The organism is Yokenella regensburgei (assembly GCF_051486985.1).
GTDB lineage: Bacteria > Pseudomonadota > Gammaproteobacteria > Enterobacterales > Enterobacteriaceae > CBFFRJ01.
The window spans coordinates 243,996-257,764 of record NZ_JAHVDV010000001.1; the positions used below are offsets into that span (position 1 = coordinate 243,996).

The window sequence follows — 13,769 nt, forward strand, 5'->3', positions numbered from 1 at the left end:
ATAAATGTTATTTAGCGTTAAATTTTGCCGCCAGAATAATGGCAGTTTTTTCCACTACCAGAGAGGGGTGATAACCCGCGTGCGGGTATATCTTCTGCTATTTAGCGCGCCATGCAGTTAATCGGGCTGGAAGTGCGCATTTTACTGGTCTTATATGTTGATTATTGATTTTTTCGCAGGTTGTGCATAGCAAACGTTATCGTCAAAACGATCCAGGAATTAACCATCTCGTAGCAAAGTTGCAATAATCACCTCAGGGTAGAATTTTTTTGGCATAAAAAAACTTTTCATCAACAGAAAAGCTAATAAGCAATATATAAAAGGATGAAAATGGCTTGTTGCAGAACAATTGACGCAAAGCTAACAAGTTTGAACAGGGCACGCTGTTTACGACCGGTTCATCACAACCCTTGAAAACTCTCGCGTGGTGATATGGATATAGGCGCAGATCAATGTTTTCAGGTTTTTTTCAGGGAATTACGCCCCAGGGAATGACAGGGCGCTGACACACTGTCAGACTTAGCCCTTCGCATATAATTCGGAGTTTACCCCATGAATTTTCACCCATGGCTTAATGCTGTGCACATCATTGCGGCCATCATCTGGCTTGGCGGCATGCTGGTAATGGCGGTTGTGGTTGGCTGGTCAGGTTATCAGATAAGACAACAAGGGGCTGTGCCTGCCTCGCTGCTGGAATTCGTACGGACCTGGAGTCGTAAAATCACCTCGCCTGCGATGATATTGTTGTGGGTAGTGGGAATAGCGATGATTGTGCTGCACGGCAGGATGCCGCACCTTTGGTTAGTACTTAAGATAGTCATCATCATTGGGCTCTCCGGCATTCACGGCGTGCTCACCGGCACTTTACGCCGCCTGGCCGCAGGTAGCGCTACCCGTGTCCCTGGCATCGTTTTTCAGGCCACGCCGATTATCCTTGTGGCCGTTGCGCTGGTTATTCTGCTTGCCGTGTTCAGGCCGTTTTAACGCAAGCGGTTTCAGCTATCGGTTTTGTTCTCGAACTCACACAGGTCTTCGATGATACAAGAGCCGCAGCGGGGTTTACGGGCGATACAGGTATAGCGTCCATGCAGGATAAACCAGTGGTGGCAATCAACTTTAAATTCCGTCGGTACGACGCTTAGTAGTTTCTCTTCAACCTGTTCGACGTTCTTGCCCGGTGCGAAGTGGGTGCGATTGCAGACCCGGAATATATGGGTGTCCACCGCGATGGTAGGCCAGCCAAACGCGGTATTAAGCACCACATTCGCTGTTTTTCGGCCCACGCCGGGAAGCGCTTCCAGCGCGGCCCGGTCTTCCGGAACTTCCCCTGCATGACGTTCCAGCAGAATGCGACAGGTCTTAATCACGTTCTCAGCTTTGGTATTAAAGAGCCCGATGGTTTTAATATAGCTTTTCAGCCCTTCGACGCCGAGCTCGAGTATCGCCTGCGGGGTATTCGCAACAGGGTAGAGCAGGGCGGTGGCTTTGTTGACACTGACATCGGTAGCCTGTGCGGAGAGCAGAACGGCGATAAGCAGCTCAAAAGGAGAGGTAAAGTTCAGCTCCGTGGTCGGATGCGGATTGTTGTCGCGCAGGCGGGTGAGAATTTCCCGCCTTTTCAGTTTATTCATTACGCCTTCCCGGGCACTGAATGAGAGGGTTCACTCGCCGGCACAGCGGCACGACGCTTTTTCGAACGCTCATCGATGAGATATTTAATGGCCAGCAGCATTCCCAGGCCAATAAAGGCACCGGGCGGCAGCATAGCCAGCAGAAAAGAGGAGTCGGTATGGAACACCTCGATCCGCAGTACTTTCGCCCAACTGCCTAACAGACTGTCTGCACCGTCAAACAGCGTACCGTTACCGAGTATCTCGCGAAGAGAACCCAGCGTAAACATGGTACAGGTTGCCCCCATGCCAATGGAGAAGCCATCGAGAGCTGACAACCCGGGCCCCTTTTTAGCGGCGAAGGCCTCAGCACGGCCAACCACGATACAGTTAGTCACGATAAGCGGGATAAAAATCCCCAGCGACTGATACAGCCCGTAAGCATAGGCATTGATCAGCATCTGCACGATGCTCACCACGGAGGCGATAATCATCACGTAAATCGGAATGCGGATTTCGGATGGCGTCCAGCGGCGCACCAGCGAGATAGTAAAGTTTGTCAGGGTCAGCACCAGCGTCGTCGCCAGCCCAAGGCCGAGGGCATTGGTTGCAGTCGACGTGACGGCCAGAAGCGGACACATCCCCAACAGCTGCACTAATGCCGAGTTATTTTTCCACAATCCCTGGACAATAATTTCTTTAATTTCACTCATGATTACTCTCCACAGGTCTGTAAGCCAGAAAGTTGGCCGGGCAGCGTCTGCGCATAGAGTCCAGCCCGCCTGACGGCATTCACGACGGCACGCGGGGTGATGGTCGCACCGGTAAACTGATCAAAATCGCCGCCGTCTTTCTTCACGGCCCAGTGTGTGTCGTTCGCACCTTCGATTTTCTTACCGGCAAAACCGGTGATCCAGTCTGAAATACGCAGCTCTATTTTGTCGCCAAGGCCCGGCGTTTCATGATGTTCAGTGACGCGTGTGCCAAGCACGGTGCCGTTGAAATCCGTGCCCACAAGCAGTTGAATGGCGCCGGAATAGCCGTCAGGCGCGGTCGCTTCAATCACCGCCCCGACCGGAGTATTATCCTGGCGTGCGATATATACCTTATGTCTGCCTTTTCCAAGCTCAGGCGCATCCACCAGATAACAGCTGGACTGCAGCGCATTATTATAGCTGTCAGAGGGTAAAACCTGACTGAACAACGCTTTTTGCTGCATCACGGCCTGATCGGCAATGGTGGATTTTGTCAGTTGGTTAATCGCTGCGGTCATGCCGGTTGAAGCCGCCGCGAACAGCGTCAACGTCATGCCGTACTTACGCATGGTATCTAGCATGGCGACTCCTTAACGATGGCCGTAAACGCGCGGACGCGTGAAATAATCAATCAGCGGCACGGTGATGTTAGCCAGTAACACCGCAAAGGCCACCCCGTCCGGATAGCCACCAAAGCTTCGGATAAGCCAAACCAGCAACCCTGCCAGAGCACCAAAAATCAGGCGGCCCTTGTTGGTGGTTGAGGCAGTAACCGGATCGGTCAGAATGAAAAAGGCCCCAAGCATGGTGGCGCCGGATAACAGATGCACCTGCGGCGAGGCCAGACTTTGCGGTGAAAAAAGCCAGCCCAGCGTCGAACAGACCGTAAGAGAGAGCAGGAAACTAACGGGAATATGCCAACGGATGGTCTTTTTCCCTAACAGGAAAAGGCCGCCTGCCAGATAACCCGCGTTCACCCACTGCCAGCCGGCGCCCGCCAGCATGCCGCTAAAGAGAGGATAATTGAGAATTTCAGTGACGCTATGACCGGCGTGCAACGACGTTTTGAAGGTATCAAGGGGTGTTGCCTGACTGATACCATCTACGCCCATACGCAAACTCTCCATGCTGTGCCCGGTCGCGGCATGGCCGGTAAAGATAATCTGTAGCGCGTCCGTGAAGCCCGGGACGGTTTTCGCCATCTCATACGGGGGCAGCCAGCTGGTCATCTGCACCGGAAAAGAGATGAGCAGCACCACGTAACCAATCATCGCCGGATTAAAAGGATTGTGACCTAAGCCGCCGTAGAGCTGCTTGGCGATAATCACCGCGAAGAGAGTGCCTAAGACCACCATCCACCAGGGGGCAAAAGGGGGAATACTGATTGCCAGCAGCAGCCCGGTGAGCAGGGCCGCGTTATCGGCCAGTATCCCTTTCACATTTTGCTTACGCAACTGGAGAACCAGCGCCTCCGCAGCAAGGGCGGTCGCGACGGCAATAACGATTTGGATGAGGGTACCCCAGCCAAAGAACCACCATTGTGCCGCGATGCCTGGCAGCGTCGCGAGCACAACCAGCATCATAATGCGAGATGTCTGGCGCTGATTATGGGTATAAGGGGAACTTGCAATTCGGAATACCATTTAATCCTCGTTTACAGCATGCTGTGCGGCTTTTTTTGCCTGAACCCGGGCGATAGCAGCGGCAACGGCGGCTTTTCGGGGATCGTCATTGGCTGCCTCGGTCGTGGCCGTTTGTTGTTGTAATTTTTTCGCTTTGGCGCGTGCGATGGCGGCTTCCACCGCCGCTTTGCGCGGGTCAACCGGTTCGCTGACCGGCGCAGGCGGTTGCGCGCCAGCAGGTTCWGCRGCCTGTTTRCGGGCTTTGGCGCGCGCGATGGCGGCTTCGACCGCCGCTTTGCGCGGGTCAACCGGTTCGCTGACCGGCGCAGGCGGTTGCGCGCCAGCAGGTTCTGCGGCCTGTTTACGGGCTTTGGCGCGCGCGATGGCGGCTTCGACCGCCGCTTTGCGCGGATCTGTCTCTGCGTCTGGCGCTGGTGGAGATGCGTCGCGATGCAATGCTTTCTTAGCCTGACGCGCGCGCGCCTGCGCTTTTCTGGCCTCACGCGCGGCAATCACTTCGCTGTTATCCGGTGTGCTGCCCGCCTGAACAACAACAGGTTCGATGGCAGCGCTCTGTTTCTCACGAACCCTGGCCAGCGCGGCGTCAATAGCCTGCTGATCGTTAGCAGTCGGTTGCACGGCGGCCTGTTTATGACGCTGTGCACGCGCGGCTTTTTCACGCTCAAGGCGTGCCTGTCGAGCTTCAAAGCGCGCTTTAGCTTCGGCGTTGCGTTTTTCTTCCTGAGCGATGGCGTAAATTTCCGCTTTTTCCTGACGGAAATACTGCACCAGTGGGATGCTGCTTGGGCAGACCCAGGCACAGGCGCCACACTCAATGCAGTCCGAGAGATGATGGGCGGTGGCTTTATCGTGCTGCTGACCTTTACTGAACCAGTACAGCTGTTGGGGGAGTAAATCTGCCGGGCAGGCATCGGCGCAGGCGCTGCAGCGAATGCAACCTTGCTCTTCCGGCTGCTCACCCATTTCACTGGCGGAAGGGGCAAGCAGGCAGTTGGTAATTTTTACCACCGGTACGTCAAGCCAGGGCAGCGTGAAGCCCATCAGCGGCCCGCCCATGATAACCATCTGGTCACTGGAAGGGCAGAATCCGGCATGTTCAAGCAGATGGCGAACCGGGGTGCCCAGCCGCGCCCAGACGTTACCTGGTCGGGTGACGCTCTCGCCTGTCAGCGTTACCACGCGCTCGGTCAGGGGTTCGCCATCAACGATGGCGCGTTTCACCGCATACGCCGTCCCCACGTTTTGCATCAGAACGCCAATGTCAGAAGAGCGGCCGCCATGCGGAACCTGTTTACCTGTCAGGATCTGAGTGAGCTGTTTTGCGCCACCGGAGGGGTATTTGGTCGGCACGACACGCAACTGGATATCATGCGAACCGGCCAGTACCGCACGCAGCATCGAAATTGCCTGAGGTTTATTATCCTCAATGCCGATGAGAACCTTACGCGGCTGCAGGATGTGCATCAGAATGCGCACGCCTTCAATGATCTGTGCGGCGCAATCCTGCATCAGACGATCGTCGGCGGTGATGTAAGGTTCGCATTCGGCGGCATTGATAATCAGCGTATCAATAAGATCGCCGCCGCCCTTGAGTTTGGCTCCGGTCGGGAAACCTGCACCACCTAACCCTGCGACCCCAAACTGATGGATTCGCTCGATCAATGCTGCCCGCTCATGGGCGCGGTAGTCACTCCAGCCGTCACGCTCAATCCATTTGTCTTCGCCATCGGCATCAATAATGACGCTCAGTTCCGGCAGGGCGGAAGGGTGTGCAGTGGAGTGAGGCGCGATGGCGGTAATGGTGCCCGACGTTGGCGCATGTACCGGCAGCATTCGCCCGCGCCCACGGGTGAGTGGCTGACCGCGCAGAACATGATCGCCCACGCTGACACAGAGCTCACCTTCTGCGCCAATGTGCTGTTTCAGAGGCATCACAAACCGTGTCGCCAGCGGTAGCTGACGCAGAGGTGTGCCGGATGACTGGGTTTTCATTTCCGGTGGATGGATGCCACCGTGAAAATCCCAGAGTTTATCTTTACGAAAAGCAGAGAATAACTTAAGCATGTTGTTCCACGGGAATTGTACGCACGGGGATAGTGTGCAGGTCCCATTTCCAGCTGGCGGGGGTCGTTTCAACCGGACGCAGTTCAATACATTTCGTCGGGCACGGATCCACGCAGAGATTACAACCCGTACACAGATCGCTCATGACCGTGTGCATCGCGCGGGTTGCGCCAACAATGGCATCGACGGGACAAGCCTGAATACATTTGGTGCAGCCGATGCAGTTAGCCTCATCAATGATGGCAAGCATGCGCACGGGCTCAGACGGTATCTCATCACCGTCAATCGGCTGCGGCTCCACGTTCAACGTTTCGGCAATTTTTAACATTACCGCTTCGCCACCCGGCGCACAGCGGTTGATTTTTTCACCCTGCAGGCCCACCGCCTCGGCATAAGGTCGGCAACCAGGGTAACCGCACTGACCGCACTGGCTTTGTGGCAGCAGGTCATCAATTTTTTCGACGACCGGATCGTCCTCAACGGCGAAACGGCGCGAGGCATAGCCAAGAATGACGCCAAACAGCAGCCCGAGTACGCTCAGAACGACAATGGCAATCCAGATTGCATTCATTACAGCTTCACCAGACCACTAAAGCCCATAAAGGCCAGAGACATCAGACCCGCGGTAATAAGAGCAATAGCGTTACCGCGAAACGGTGCAGGCACATCAGCGACGACCAGGCGTTCGCGAATGGCGGCAAAGAGCACCATAACCAGAGAGAATCCGACGGCGGCTGAAAAGCCATATAACGCGGATTGCAGGAAATTGTGCCCAAGGTTGATATTAAGCAACGGCACGCCGAGCACGGCACAGTTGGTGGTGATAAGCGGCAGAAAAATCCCCAGTAAACGATAGAGCGCCGGGCTGGTCTTACGCACTACCATTTCGGTGAACTGCACCACCACGGCGATAACAAGGATAAACGCCAGCGTGCGCAGGTAGACCAAATCCAGCGGGATCAGTAACCAGGTGTCAATTATCCATGCGCAAATGGAAGCCAGCGTGATAACAAAGGTGGTGGCAAGCCCCATCCCCATAGCGGCTTCAAGCTTTTTGGACACACCCATAAACGGGCATAAGCCAAGAAACTTCACGAGCACGAAATTATTGACCAGAACGGTTCCGATAAAAAGCAGCAGATAGTCTGTCATTAGATGGCCTAGAATAAAAAAAGCCGCCTATTATCCGTCAAACGACAGCAGGCGACAACTGAATAACTGTAAGGTTATTACGGATTCACGAAAGTGTTTTTCACACGTTCAGCGCGCTTGAGATAAGGCACAATGAGTGCAGTGGCGGCCAGCGCAAAGAGCAGATCCCGTACGGCTATCTCATCGGATACGGGTAAAAAAGCAAAAGACTTCAGGGCCAATAGCAGGGTGATCAGCAGCCAGATAATCATCTGCTTTGGTACGCTGCGGCGGCGTTTAAAGAAAGCAATCACCAGCCACAACGTGTAAAACCAGATGCCAGAGGCAAAGGCGAATGAGAGAGACCAGATGACCAGATTCACCGCTGGCACATTTCCAACAGCAGCAATAACCTGAGGAAATTGCAATCGGATGGTATACGCCAGACTGAGTGTCTGGCCAGATATTGAGACCAGCAACCAGGCCAGAGGCGCGAGAAGCCAGCCGCCGATTCGCTCTGCATGTTGTGTTGTCATACTCTTTCCTCGTAGGCCATTCTCATTACCGGCCAGGAGTATAAAGCATTATTCACTGAATTCCACAAAGGCTACTGAACATAATGCCAGACAGACTTTGGCACGCGGCCAATGTCAAACAGCCGACCGCCAGAGACCAGTTCAGCACGGCGATGATCGGCGGCACGGTACATGTTAATGATTTCTTCGTTGTCGGTCAGGGTGTAGTTGAGGTGATCAAAAAGTTTTTCCAGACTTTCAAGAGAACTGATTTTGCGAAATTTTAATAAATAGTCCTGAACGGTCATGACAAGCGTTATCCCTATTTTAGAAAGACAATAAAACATTCGCGGATAATTCGGCCGAATAATAAACGGGCTTCTCAGGACGTCATTGTCACCGAGTGCACAGCCCGCACTAATTTAGACTTTTCTTTAAAGGTTAAAGCAGACACCAGAACAGTGTCTGGTGGTGAAGATTAGCGCTCTTCGTCACGCCTGGCAATATGCAACTGTATATCAGTATTAGGGGGACGTTTACGTTGTGCGTTATTTTTTCTGCGCGACAGCGCTCGGCTCAGGTGGCTGGTAATTATCAATATGACTGGCAAAAACTAAAAGTATGGTTGATACGCCAAGCACAACCCAGCCCATTAATTCAATGATGCGGTTAAACATTGAAAACATCTTTTACTGCTCCCTGATGCCACTCCCTGATTCGATTTTTCGGATGTTACCGGGGTGTAGCAACAACAACAAGACAGGGTCGATATTTTTAAGGAAATTCTGTATTTAAACCCCTTTTCTTACAGGGGTAATAGACGACGCAGGTACTGAAGATCGCAGTGGCGGTGGTGACACAAAGCCAGATAGTATGAAACAGCGATTCCAACGAAAAGAGGCCGCTATATGAATGAGAATATCCGTGTCGGACTAATAGGCTATGGTTATGCCAGCAAAACCTTCCATGCGCCGCTTATCGCGGGCACGCCAGGGCTTGAACTGGCGGCCATTTCCAGTAGTAATGCTGCAAAAGTCAAAGCTGACTGGCCTAACGTGCCGGTAGTGTCCGAACCGAAACACCTCTTTAACGATCCCAAAATTGACCTGATAGTGATTCCTACCCCGAATGATACCCACTTCCCTCTGGCGCGAGCGGCGCTGGAAGCGGGAAAACATGTGGTGGTGGATAAACCTTTCACCGTTACTCTGTCGCAGGCGAGGGAACTGGAGGCGCTGGCAAAAAATCTCGGTCGCGTGTTGTCGGTCTTCCATAACCGGCGCTGGGACAGTGATTTCTTAACCCTGAAAGGTATCCTGGCAGACGGCGCACTGGGCGAAGTGACTTACTTTGAGTCACATTTTGATCGTTATCGCCCTGAGATCCGCAATCGCTGGCGTGAACAGGCAGGCCCAGGCAGCGGTATCTGGTACGATCTGGCTCCGCACCTTCTCGATCAGGCGGTGAATCTTTTTGGCTTACCGGTTTCTATGACGGTGGATCTCGCGCAGCTGCGTCCGGGCTCCCAGGCCACCGATTATTTCCACGCGGTCCTCTCCTATCCGCAGCGCAGAGTGGTTTTACATGGCACGATGCTGGCAGCAGCAGAATCCGCACGTTATATCGTGCACGGCACGCGCGGAAGCTTTGTGAAATTCGGTCTCGACCCGCAGGAGGAGCGGCTGAAAAGTGGTGCGCGACTTCCGCAGGAGGACTGGGGCTACGACATGCGCGATGGCGTACTGACGCGGGTGGAAGGGGAAGAGCGCGTGGAGGAAACCTGGCTGACCGTACCGGGTAACTATCCGGCGTATTACGCGGGCATTCGTGATGCACTTAATGGTGTCGGTGAAAACCCGGTCCCCGCCAGTCAGGCCATTAAAATTATGGAACTGATTGAGCTTGGCATTGAGTCGGCAAAACACCGCGCCACCCTCAGTCTGACCTGATAAGACGCCGCTCACGTGAGCGGCGTGCTGCTTTCGCTATCAGACGCGCTGCTGCACTTTCATTCTGAGCGCCTGCTTTTCACTGTCACTGAGGAAAGCCATTTCCAGGCCGTTAATTTGAGCCTGGCGGATCTGGTCGCGGGTCAGTCCGGCCGCCGGTGCGGCAGTCTCATATTCATGTCCGATATCGATGCCCTGAACGGCAGGATCATCCGTGTTAATAGAAGCCAGCACGCCTGCTTCGAGGAAGGTTTTCAAAGGGTGGCGTGCCAGCGCGGCGACGGTACTGGTCTGAATGTTCGAGGTCAGGCAGGATTCAATGCCAATCCGCTGTCCGGCAAGGAACGCCATCAGCGCCGGATCCTCTATGGCTTTCACCCCATGTCCAATACGCTCTGCCCCCAGCTCGCGAATCGCCTGCCAGATGCTTTCCGGGCCTGCAGCCTCGCCTGCGTGGACGGTAATATGCCAGCCGGCATCACGGGCGCGGTTGAAGTGAGGCAGGAAAAGACTACCGGGGAAGCCCAGCTCATCCCCTGCAAGATCGAGGGCGGTAATGCTTTCACGATAAGCCAACAGTGCTTCCAGCTCCTGAAGGCAGGCAGACTCGCCGAAGGTGCGACTCATAATACCAATCAGACGTACTTCCACGCCAAAATCTCTGCTGCCTTCGCGTACACCGGCAATCACGGCTTCGACAACACCTGCTACCGGCAGGTTATGCGTCATCGCCATATAACCTGGGGAGAAGCGCAGCTCAACGTAATGCAGGCCGTTTCGGGCCGCATCTTCCATGTTCTCAAAGGCTACACGGCGGCAGGCATCGAGCGAGGCCAGCACTTTTACTCCCCAATCCAGTTTCGACAGAAAGCTGACCAGATCCGGTTCATTGGTCGAGACCTGAACGTGGGGAAGGAGAGTATCGAGCGTGTCTGCGGGAAGGGGCAGGTTAAACTCCCGGCCAAGATCGAGAATGGTTTGTGCCCGAATATTGCCGTCCAGGTGGCGATGAACATCGGTTAAAGGCAGGTTAGTATCAATCATGGTCGCACTCTTAATTCAGGTAAAGTGCGATCCATTATAAAAAGAATCAACGCAAAAAAGCCATGTTGCGCAAAAACAATGTTATTTGCGCAATATGAATCAACGTAGCGCGCGAAGCCCGGCGATGAGTTTAGCCACCCCTTGTTCAAGTTTTGCGCGAGGGCAACCCGCGTTCAGGCGAACAAAGTGTTGATAATCGGCACCGTAAGTTGACCCCGGCATGATAGCCACCTTCTGCCGGGTGATGAGTTCCTGTTGTAAGGCGATATCGCTGATGCCCAACGCTGAGAGATCGATCCAGGCAAGGTAAGTCGCTTCCGGGACCTGCCAGGTGAGCTGGGGAAAGGCGCGCCGGAGCTCGTCAGCAATAAAGTGCAGATTGGCTTGCAAATAACCCCGTAGCGCATCAAGCCAGGGTGCTCCTTCTGTGTAAGCTGCAATATGGGCAACCAGGGCGAGTACCGCCGGAGAAGAGAGACCGTCCCTGTTTTTGAGCGCAGAAAGCCAGGCCGTACGTGCAGATTCATCAGCAATAAAACCGTAAGCACCCGTCAGCGCAGGAATATTGAAACTCTTGGAGGCGGAGGTAAAAAGTGCCCAGTTGCCGCGAGCCACCTGATACCAGGGCGTGTGCCGGGTATCGCCCCAGACCATATCCATATGAATTTCGTCGCTAATGACGCAGACGTTATGGCGTTCGCTTAGCTCAGCCATCATGCGCAGCTCATGAAGTGACCAGACTTTCCCGGTGGGATTGTGGGGACTGCACAGCAGCAAAATTTTATTTTCCGGCCTCGAAAGCGCAGCCTCAAGACGCTGCATATCGCAGTGCCACTTGCCTTCGTCATGCTCCAGTGCAACGGGAACCAGCTTGCGCTGATTGGCAGCGATGGTTTTATAGAAGGCGTCATAAGCCGGCGTATGCACCACCACGCCATCGCCCGGCTGCGACCACTGACGAATCATCTCCGCAATCATATAGATGACCGAGGGGCCATACACCAGCGTACCCGGGTCGGTTACCGTATTGAAACGATGGGTAAACCAGTGCTGTATGGCCTGAGTAAACGCCTCGTTTTGCCAGCGACTGTAACCCAGCACGCCGTGCGCAAGCCGTTGCTGTAGCGCAGAAAGCACGCAGGGGGCGGTAGCGAAGTCCATATCGGAAATGGTGAAGGGGAGCAGATCCGCTTCGCCAAAACGGTCGGCAACATAATCCCACTGGGTACACCAGGTACCGTGCCGATCGATCGTCTTTGAAAAATCAAACATATAACGTCCTTCTTGCCTGATGCCCTCACCGGGGTGAGGGCGGCTGGGTTAGGCGTGCACGGAATTCATCAAGGCAGTCATTTCATCTTTTACCGACTGCACCTGCGGTCCGATAACTACCTGCAGGTTATGCTGATTGAGCTGGATTACGCCGATTGCCCGGTTAGCTTTGAGGGCCTCGCTGTTGACAAGGGACATGTCTTTGACGGAAAGACGCAGGCGGGTAATACAATTATCCAGCGTGCTGATGTTGTCACTGCCACCCAGCGCGGCGAGGATAGCGGGTACGTTATAGCCGGATTTGCCGGTCGCGCCACTGACCCCTTTCTCGGTGTAACTGGCTGTTTCTGACTCACGCCCCGGCGTTTTAATGTTGAATCGCAGGATGGCAAAACGGAAGAGAAGGTAGTAGGTCATAAACCAGACTGCCGCAACAACAGGAACCATATACCATTTGGTTGCCAGCCCGTGCAGAATGCCGAACACCACAAAGTCAATTACGTTGCCGTCAGTATTGCCGATAGTGACCCCCAGTACGGCCATCACGGTAAAGCCCAGTCCGGTTAACAGGGCATGAATGGCATAGAGCGCTGGCGCAACAAAAAGGAAGAGGAACTCCAGCGGTTCGGTTGTACCACCCACTACGCAGGCGATGACCCCTGAAATCAACAGCCCCTTAATTTTGTGGCGGTTTTCCGGTCTGGCGCAATGGTACATCGCCAGTGCAGCGCCGGGTAAACCCCCGAGGAAGGCAGGCATTTTCCCCTGAGACAGGAAGCGGGTAGCACTCTCGGAAAAGCCCTGCGTAGAAGGGCAGCTCAACTGGGCCTGGAAAATGGTCAGCGCACCGCTGACGCTATGACCACACACCTCCATCGTTCCGCCTGCTTCCGTAAAGCGAATGATTGCCACCAGAATATGTTGCAGACCAAAGGGGAGCAGGAGACGTTCGCCGGTGCCAAAAATCATCGGACCAAAATTTCCGGCGCCATTGATCATTTGACCGAGACCTGCGATGCCCATTGCGAAATAGGGCCATACCAGCGGGATAACCAGCCCGACAAGCCCCATCACCATACTGGTTACGATCGGTACAAAGCGGGTGCCGCCAAAAAAGGCCAGCGCATCGGGAAGCCGGATGGTGTTAAAGCGCTCATGCAAATTCCAGATGATAATCCCCGCGATCACCGCCCCCAGAATGCCGGTATCAATGGACTGGATCCCCAGTACGTTCTGGATATTGCTAGCTTTAAGCACCGCCGCATCGCTGGTGGGGAGTATGCCTTTCGCCGTAAGCCAGAAATTCACCGCCAGGTTCATCACGGCATAACCGACAAAACCGGCAAACGCCGCCACGCCTTTATTTTCCCGCGCCAGTCCGAGCGGGATGGCAATACAAAACATGACGGGCAGGAAACTAAAGGCAAAAGAGCCGACTTTCCCCATCCAGATAAAAACGGCCTGCAGTACCGGATGACCCAGGGCCGGGAGTAACGTGATGACGCTCTGGCTACTCAGTGAACTGCCGATCCCCAGCATGATCCCGCAGAACGAGAGCAGGGCGACCGGCAACATAAAGGTTTTACCTAATTGCTGAAAAAACTCCCAAAGCGAAACTTTCTGTCTTTTTCTGCCAGACATACGTGCTCCTGATATGAAGGGTGAGGGTAGCTGCAGCAAAAAGATAAAACGTTTTACCTAATTTTAGTGCGAAAGAAATCACATAATCTGCTCATCCTATAGTTTATAACTGTCATCATTGATAAATCGTTTTATCTCATCGACG

15 protein-coding genes are annotated in these 13,769 nt (G+C 54.1%); 2 read left to right on the forward strand and 13 right to left on the reverse strand.

The features are described 5' to 3' along the window. The first annotated feature begins 552 nt into the window (after positions 1–552). The gene (locus KXR87_RS01290; protein ID WP_437430457.1) at positions 553–984 is read left to right on the forward strand and encodes a CopD family protein; all 432 of its coding nucleotides are present in this window, start codon (positions 553–555) and stop codon (positions 982–984) included. A gap of 11 nt (positions 985–995) precedes the next feature. Here the strand turns inward: KXR87_RS01290 and nth are convergent, their stop codons facing one another. From nth to blr, 10 genes are all read right to left on the reverse strand, one after another. After that, positions 996–1,631, reverse strand: a complete 636-nt coding sequence (gene nth, locus KXR87_RS01295; protein ID WP_437430458.1) for an endonuclease III — start codon at positions 1,629–1,631, stop codon at positions 996–998. After that, positions 1,631–2,323 (reverse strand): electron transport complex subunit E, encoded by a 693-nt coding sequence (locus KXR87_RS01300; protein WP_437430459.1) that lies wholly within the window; start codon positions 2,321–2,323, stop codon positions 1,631–1,633. Before KXR87_RS01300 ends, nth begins: the two co-directional genes overlap by 1 nt. 2 nt (positions 2,324–2,325) lie before the next feature. Next, the gene (gene rsxG / locus KXR87_RS01305; protein WP_437430460.1) at positions 2,326–2,946 is read right to left on the reverse strand and encodes an electron transport complex subunit RsxG; all 621 of its coding nucleotides are present in this window, start codon (positions 2,944–2,946) and stop codon (positions 2,326–2,328) included. 9 nt (positions 2,947–2,955) lie between these two features. Then, on the reverse strand, positions 2,956–4,008 hold the full coding sequence (gene rsxD / locus KXR87_RS01310; RefSeq protein ID WP_437430461.1) for an electron transport complex subunit RsxD: 1,053 nt from the start codon (positions 4,006–4,008) through the stop codon (positions 2,956–2,958). After that, entirely contained in the window at positions 4,009–6,072 is a 2,064-nt protein-coding gene (rsxC, locus tag KXR87_RS01315; RefSeq protein ID WP_437430462.1) for an electron transport complex subunit RsxC, read from the reverse strand. It lies immediately after the preceding gene. Continuing rightward, positions 6,065–6,643: an electron transport complex subunit RsxB gene (gene rsxB, locus KXR87_RS01320; protein ID WP_437430463.1), complete on the reverse strand. Its 579-nt coding sequence runs from the start codon at positions 6,641–6,643 to the stop codon at positions 6,065–6,067. Before rsxB ends, rsxC begins: the two co-directional genes overlap by 8 nt. Further along, on the reverse strand, positions 6,643–7,224 hold the full coding sequence (rsxA, locus tag KXR87_RS01325; protein WP_437430464.1) for an electron transport complex subunit RsxA: 582 nt from the start codon (positions 7,222–7,224) through the stop codon (positions 6,643–6,645). Before rsxA ends, rsxB begins: the two co-directional genes overlap by 1 nt. A 77-nt stretch (positions 7,225–7,301) precedes the next feature. Then, a complete protein-coding gene (locus KXR87_RS01330) occupies positions 7,302–7,739 on the reverse strand; it encodes a DUF2569 family protein (protein ID WP_437430465.1) in 438 nt (145 codons plus the stop codon). A gap of 71 nt (positions 7,740–7,810) precedes the next feature. Then, positions 7,811–8,026, reverse strand: a complete 216-nt coding sequence (gene ydgT, locus KXR87_RS01335; protein WP_041851533.1) for a transcription modulator YdgT — start codon at positions 8,024–8,026, stop codon at positions 7,811–7,813. 240 nt (positions 8,027–8,266) lie between these two features. Next, positions 8,267–8,404, reverse strand: coding sequence for a division septum protein Blr (blr, locus tag KXR87_RS01340; protein WP_437430466.1), 138 nt, complete (start codon positions 8,402–8,404; stop codon positions 8,267–8,269). Between the two features lie 222 nt (positions 8,405–8,626). Between blr and KXR87_RS01345 the strand changes: the two genes are divergently transcribed. Further along, complete coding sequence (locus tag KXR87_RS01345; RefSeq protein WP_437430467.1) at positions 8,627–9,667, forward strand: oxidoreductase; 1,041 nt, start codon at positions 8,627–8,629, stop codon at positions 9,665–9,667. 39 nt (positions 9,668–9,706) lie between these two features. On the opposite strand, the gene add is transcribed toward KXR87_RS01345, so the two are convergent. From add to malX, 3 genes are all read right to left on the reverse strand, one after another. Next, the gene (gene add, locus KXR87_RS01350) at positions 9,707–10,711 is read right to left on the reverse strand and encodes an adenosine deaminase (RefSeq protein ID WP_437430468.1); all 1,005 of its coding nucleotides are present in this window, start codon (positions 10,709–10,711) and stop codon (positions 9,707–9,709) included. Positions 10,712–10,810: 99 nt separating this feature from the next. Continuing rightward, complete coding sequence (locus tag KXR87_RS01355) at positions 10,811–11,983, reverse strand: MalY/PatB family protein (RefSeq protein ID WP_437430469.1); 1,173 nt, start codon at positions 11,981–11,983, stop codon at positions 10,811–10,813. A 48-nt stretch (positions 11,984–12,031) separates the two neighbouring features. Continuing rightward, positions 12,032–13,624 (reverse strand): maltose/glucose-specific PTS transporter subunit IIBC, encoded by a 1,593-nt coding sequence (malX, locus tag KXR87_RS01360; protein ID WP_437430470.1) that lies wholly within the window; start codon positions 13,622–13,624, stop codon positions 12,032–12,034. Positions 13,625–13,769: the final 145 nt, after the last annotated feature.

Coding starts and splice junctions, on each gene's coding strand:
- add (WP_437430468.1), bottom strand. CDS start 10,711: ATGATTGATACTAACCTGCCTTTAACCGATGTTCATCGCCACCTGGAC.
- nth (WP_437430458.1), bottom strand. CDS start 1,631: ATGAATAAACTGAAAAGGCGGGAAATTCTCACCCGCCTGCGCGACAAC.
- rsxD (WP_437430461.1), bottom strand. CDS start 4,008: ATGGTATTCCGAATTGCAAGTTCCCCTTATACCCATAATCAGCGCCAG.
- KXR87_RS01330 (WP_437430465.1), bottom strand. CDS start 7,739: ATGACAACACAACATGCAGAGCGAATCGGCGGCTGGCTTCTCGCGCCT.
- rsxG (WP_437430460.1), bottom strand. CDS start 2,946: ATGCTAGATACCATGCGTAAGTACGGCATGACGTTGACGCTGTTCGCG.
- KXR87_RS01300 (WP_437430459.1), bottom strand. CDS start 2,323: ATGAGTGAAATTAAAGAAATTATTGTCCAGGGATTGTGGAAAAATAAC.
- KXR87_RS01345 (WP_437430467.1), top strand. CDS start 8,627: ATGAATGAGAATATCCGTGTCGGACTAATAGGCTATGGTTATGCCAGC.
- KXR87_RS01355 (WP_437430469.1), bottom strand. CDS start 11,983: ATGTTTGATTTTTCAAAGACGATCGATCGGCACGGTACCTGGTGTACC.
- rsxB (WP_437430463.1), bottom strand. CDS start 6,643: ATGAATGCAATCTGGATTGCCATTGTCGTTCTGAGCGTACTCGGGCTG.
- rsxA (WP_437430464.1), bottom strand. CDS start 7,224: ATGACAGACTATCTGCTGCTTTTTATCGGAACCGTTCTGGTCAATAAT.
- ydgT (WP_041851533.1), bottom strand. CDS start 8,026: ATGACCGTTCAGGACTATTTATTAAAATTTCGCAAAATCAGTTCTCTT.
- malX (WP_437430470.1), bottom strand. CDS start 13,624: ATGTCTGGCAGAAAAAGACAGAAAGTTTCGCTTTGGGAGTTTTTTCAG.
- KXR87_RS01290 (WP_437430457.1), top strand. CDS start 553: ATGAATTTTCACCCATGGCTTAATGCTGTGCACATCATTGCGGCCATC.
- blr (WP_437430466.1), bottom strand. CDS start 8,404: ATGTTTTCAATGTTTAACCGCATCATTGAATTAATGGGCTGGGTTGTG.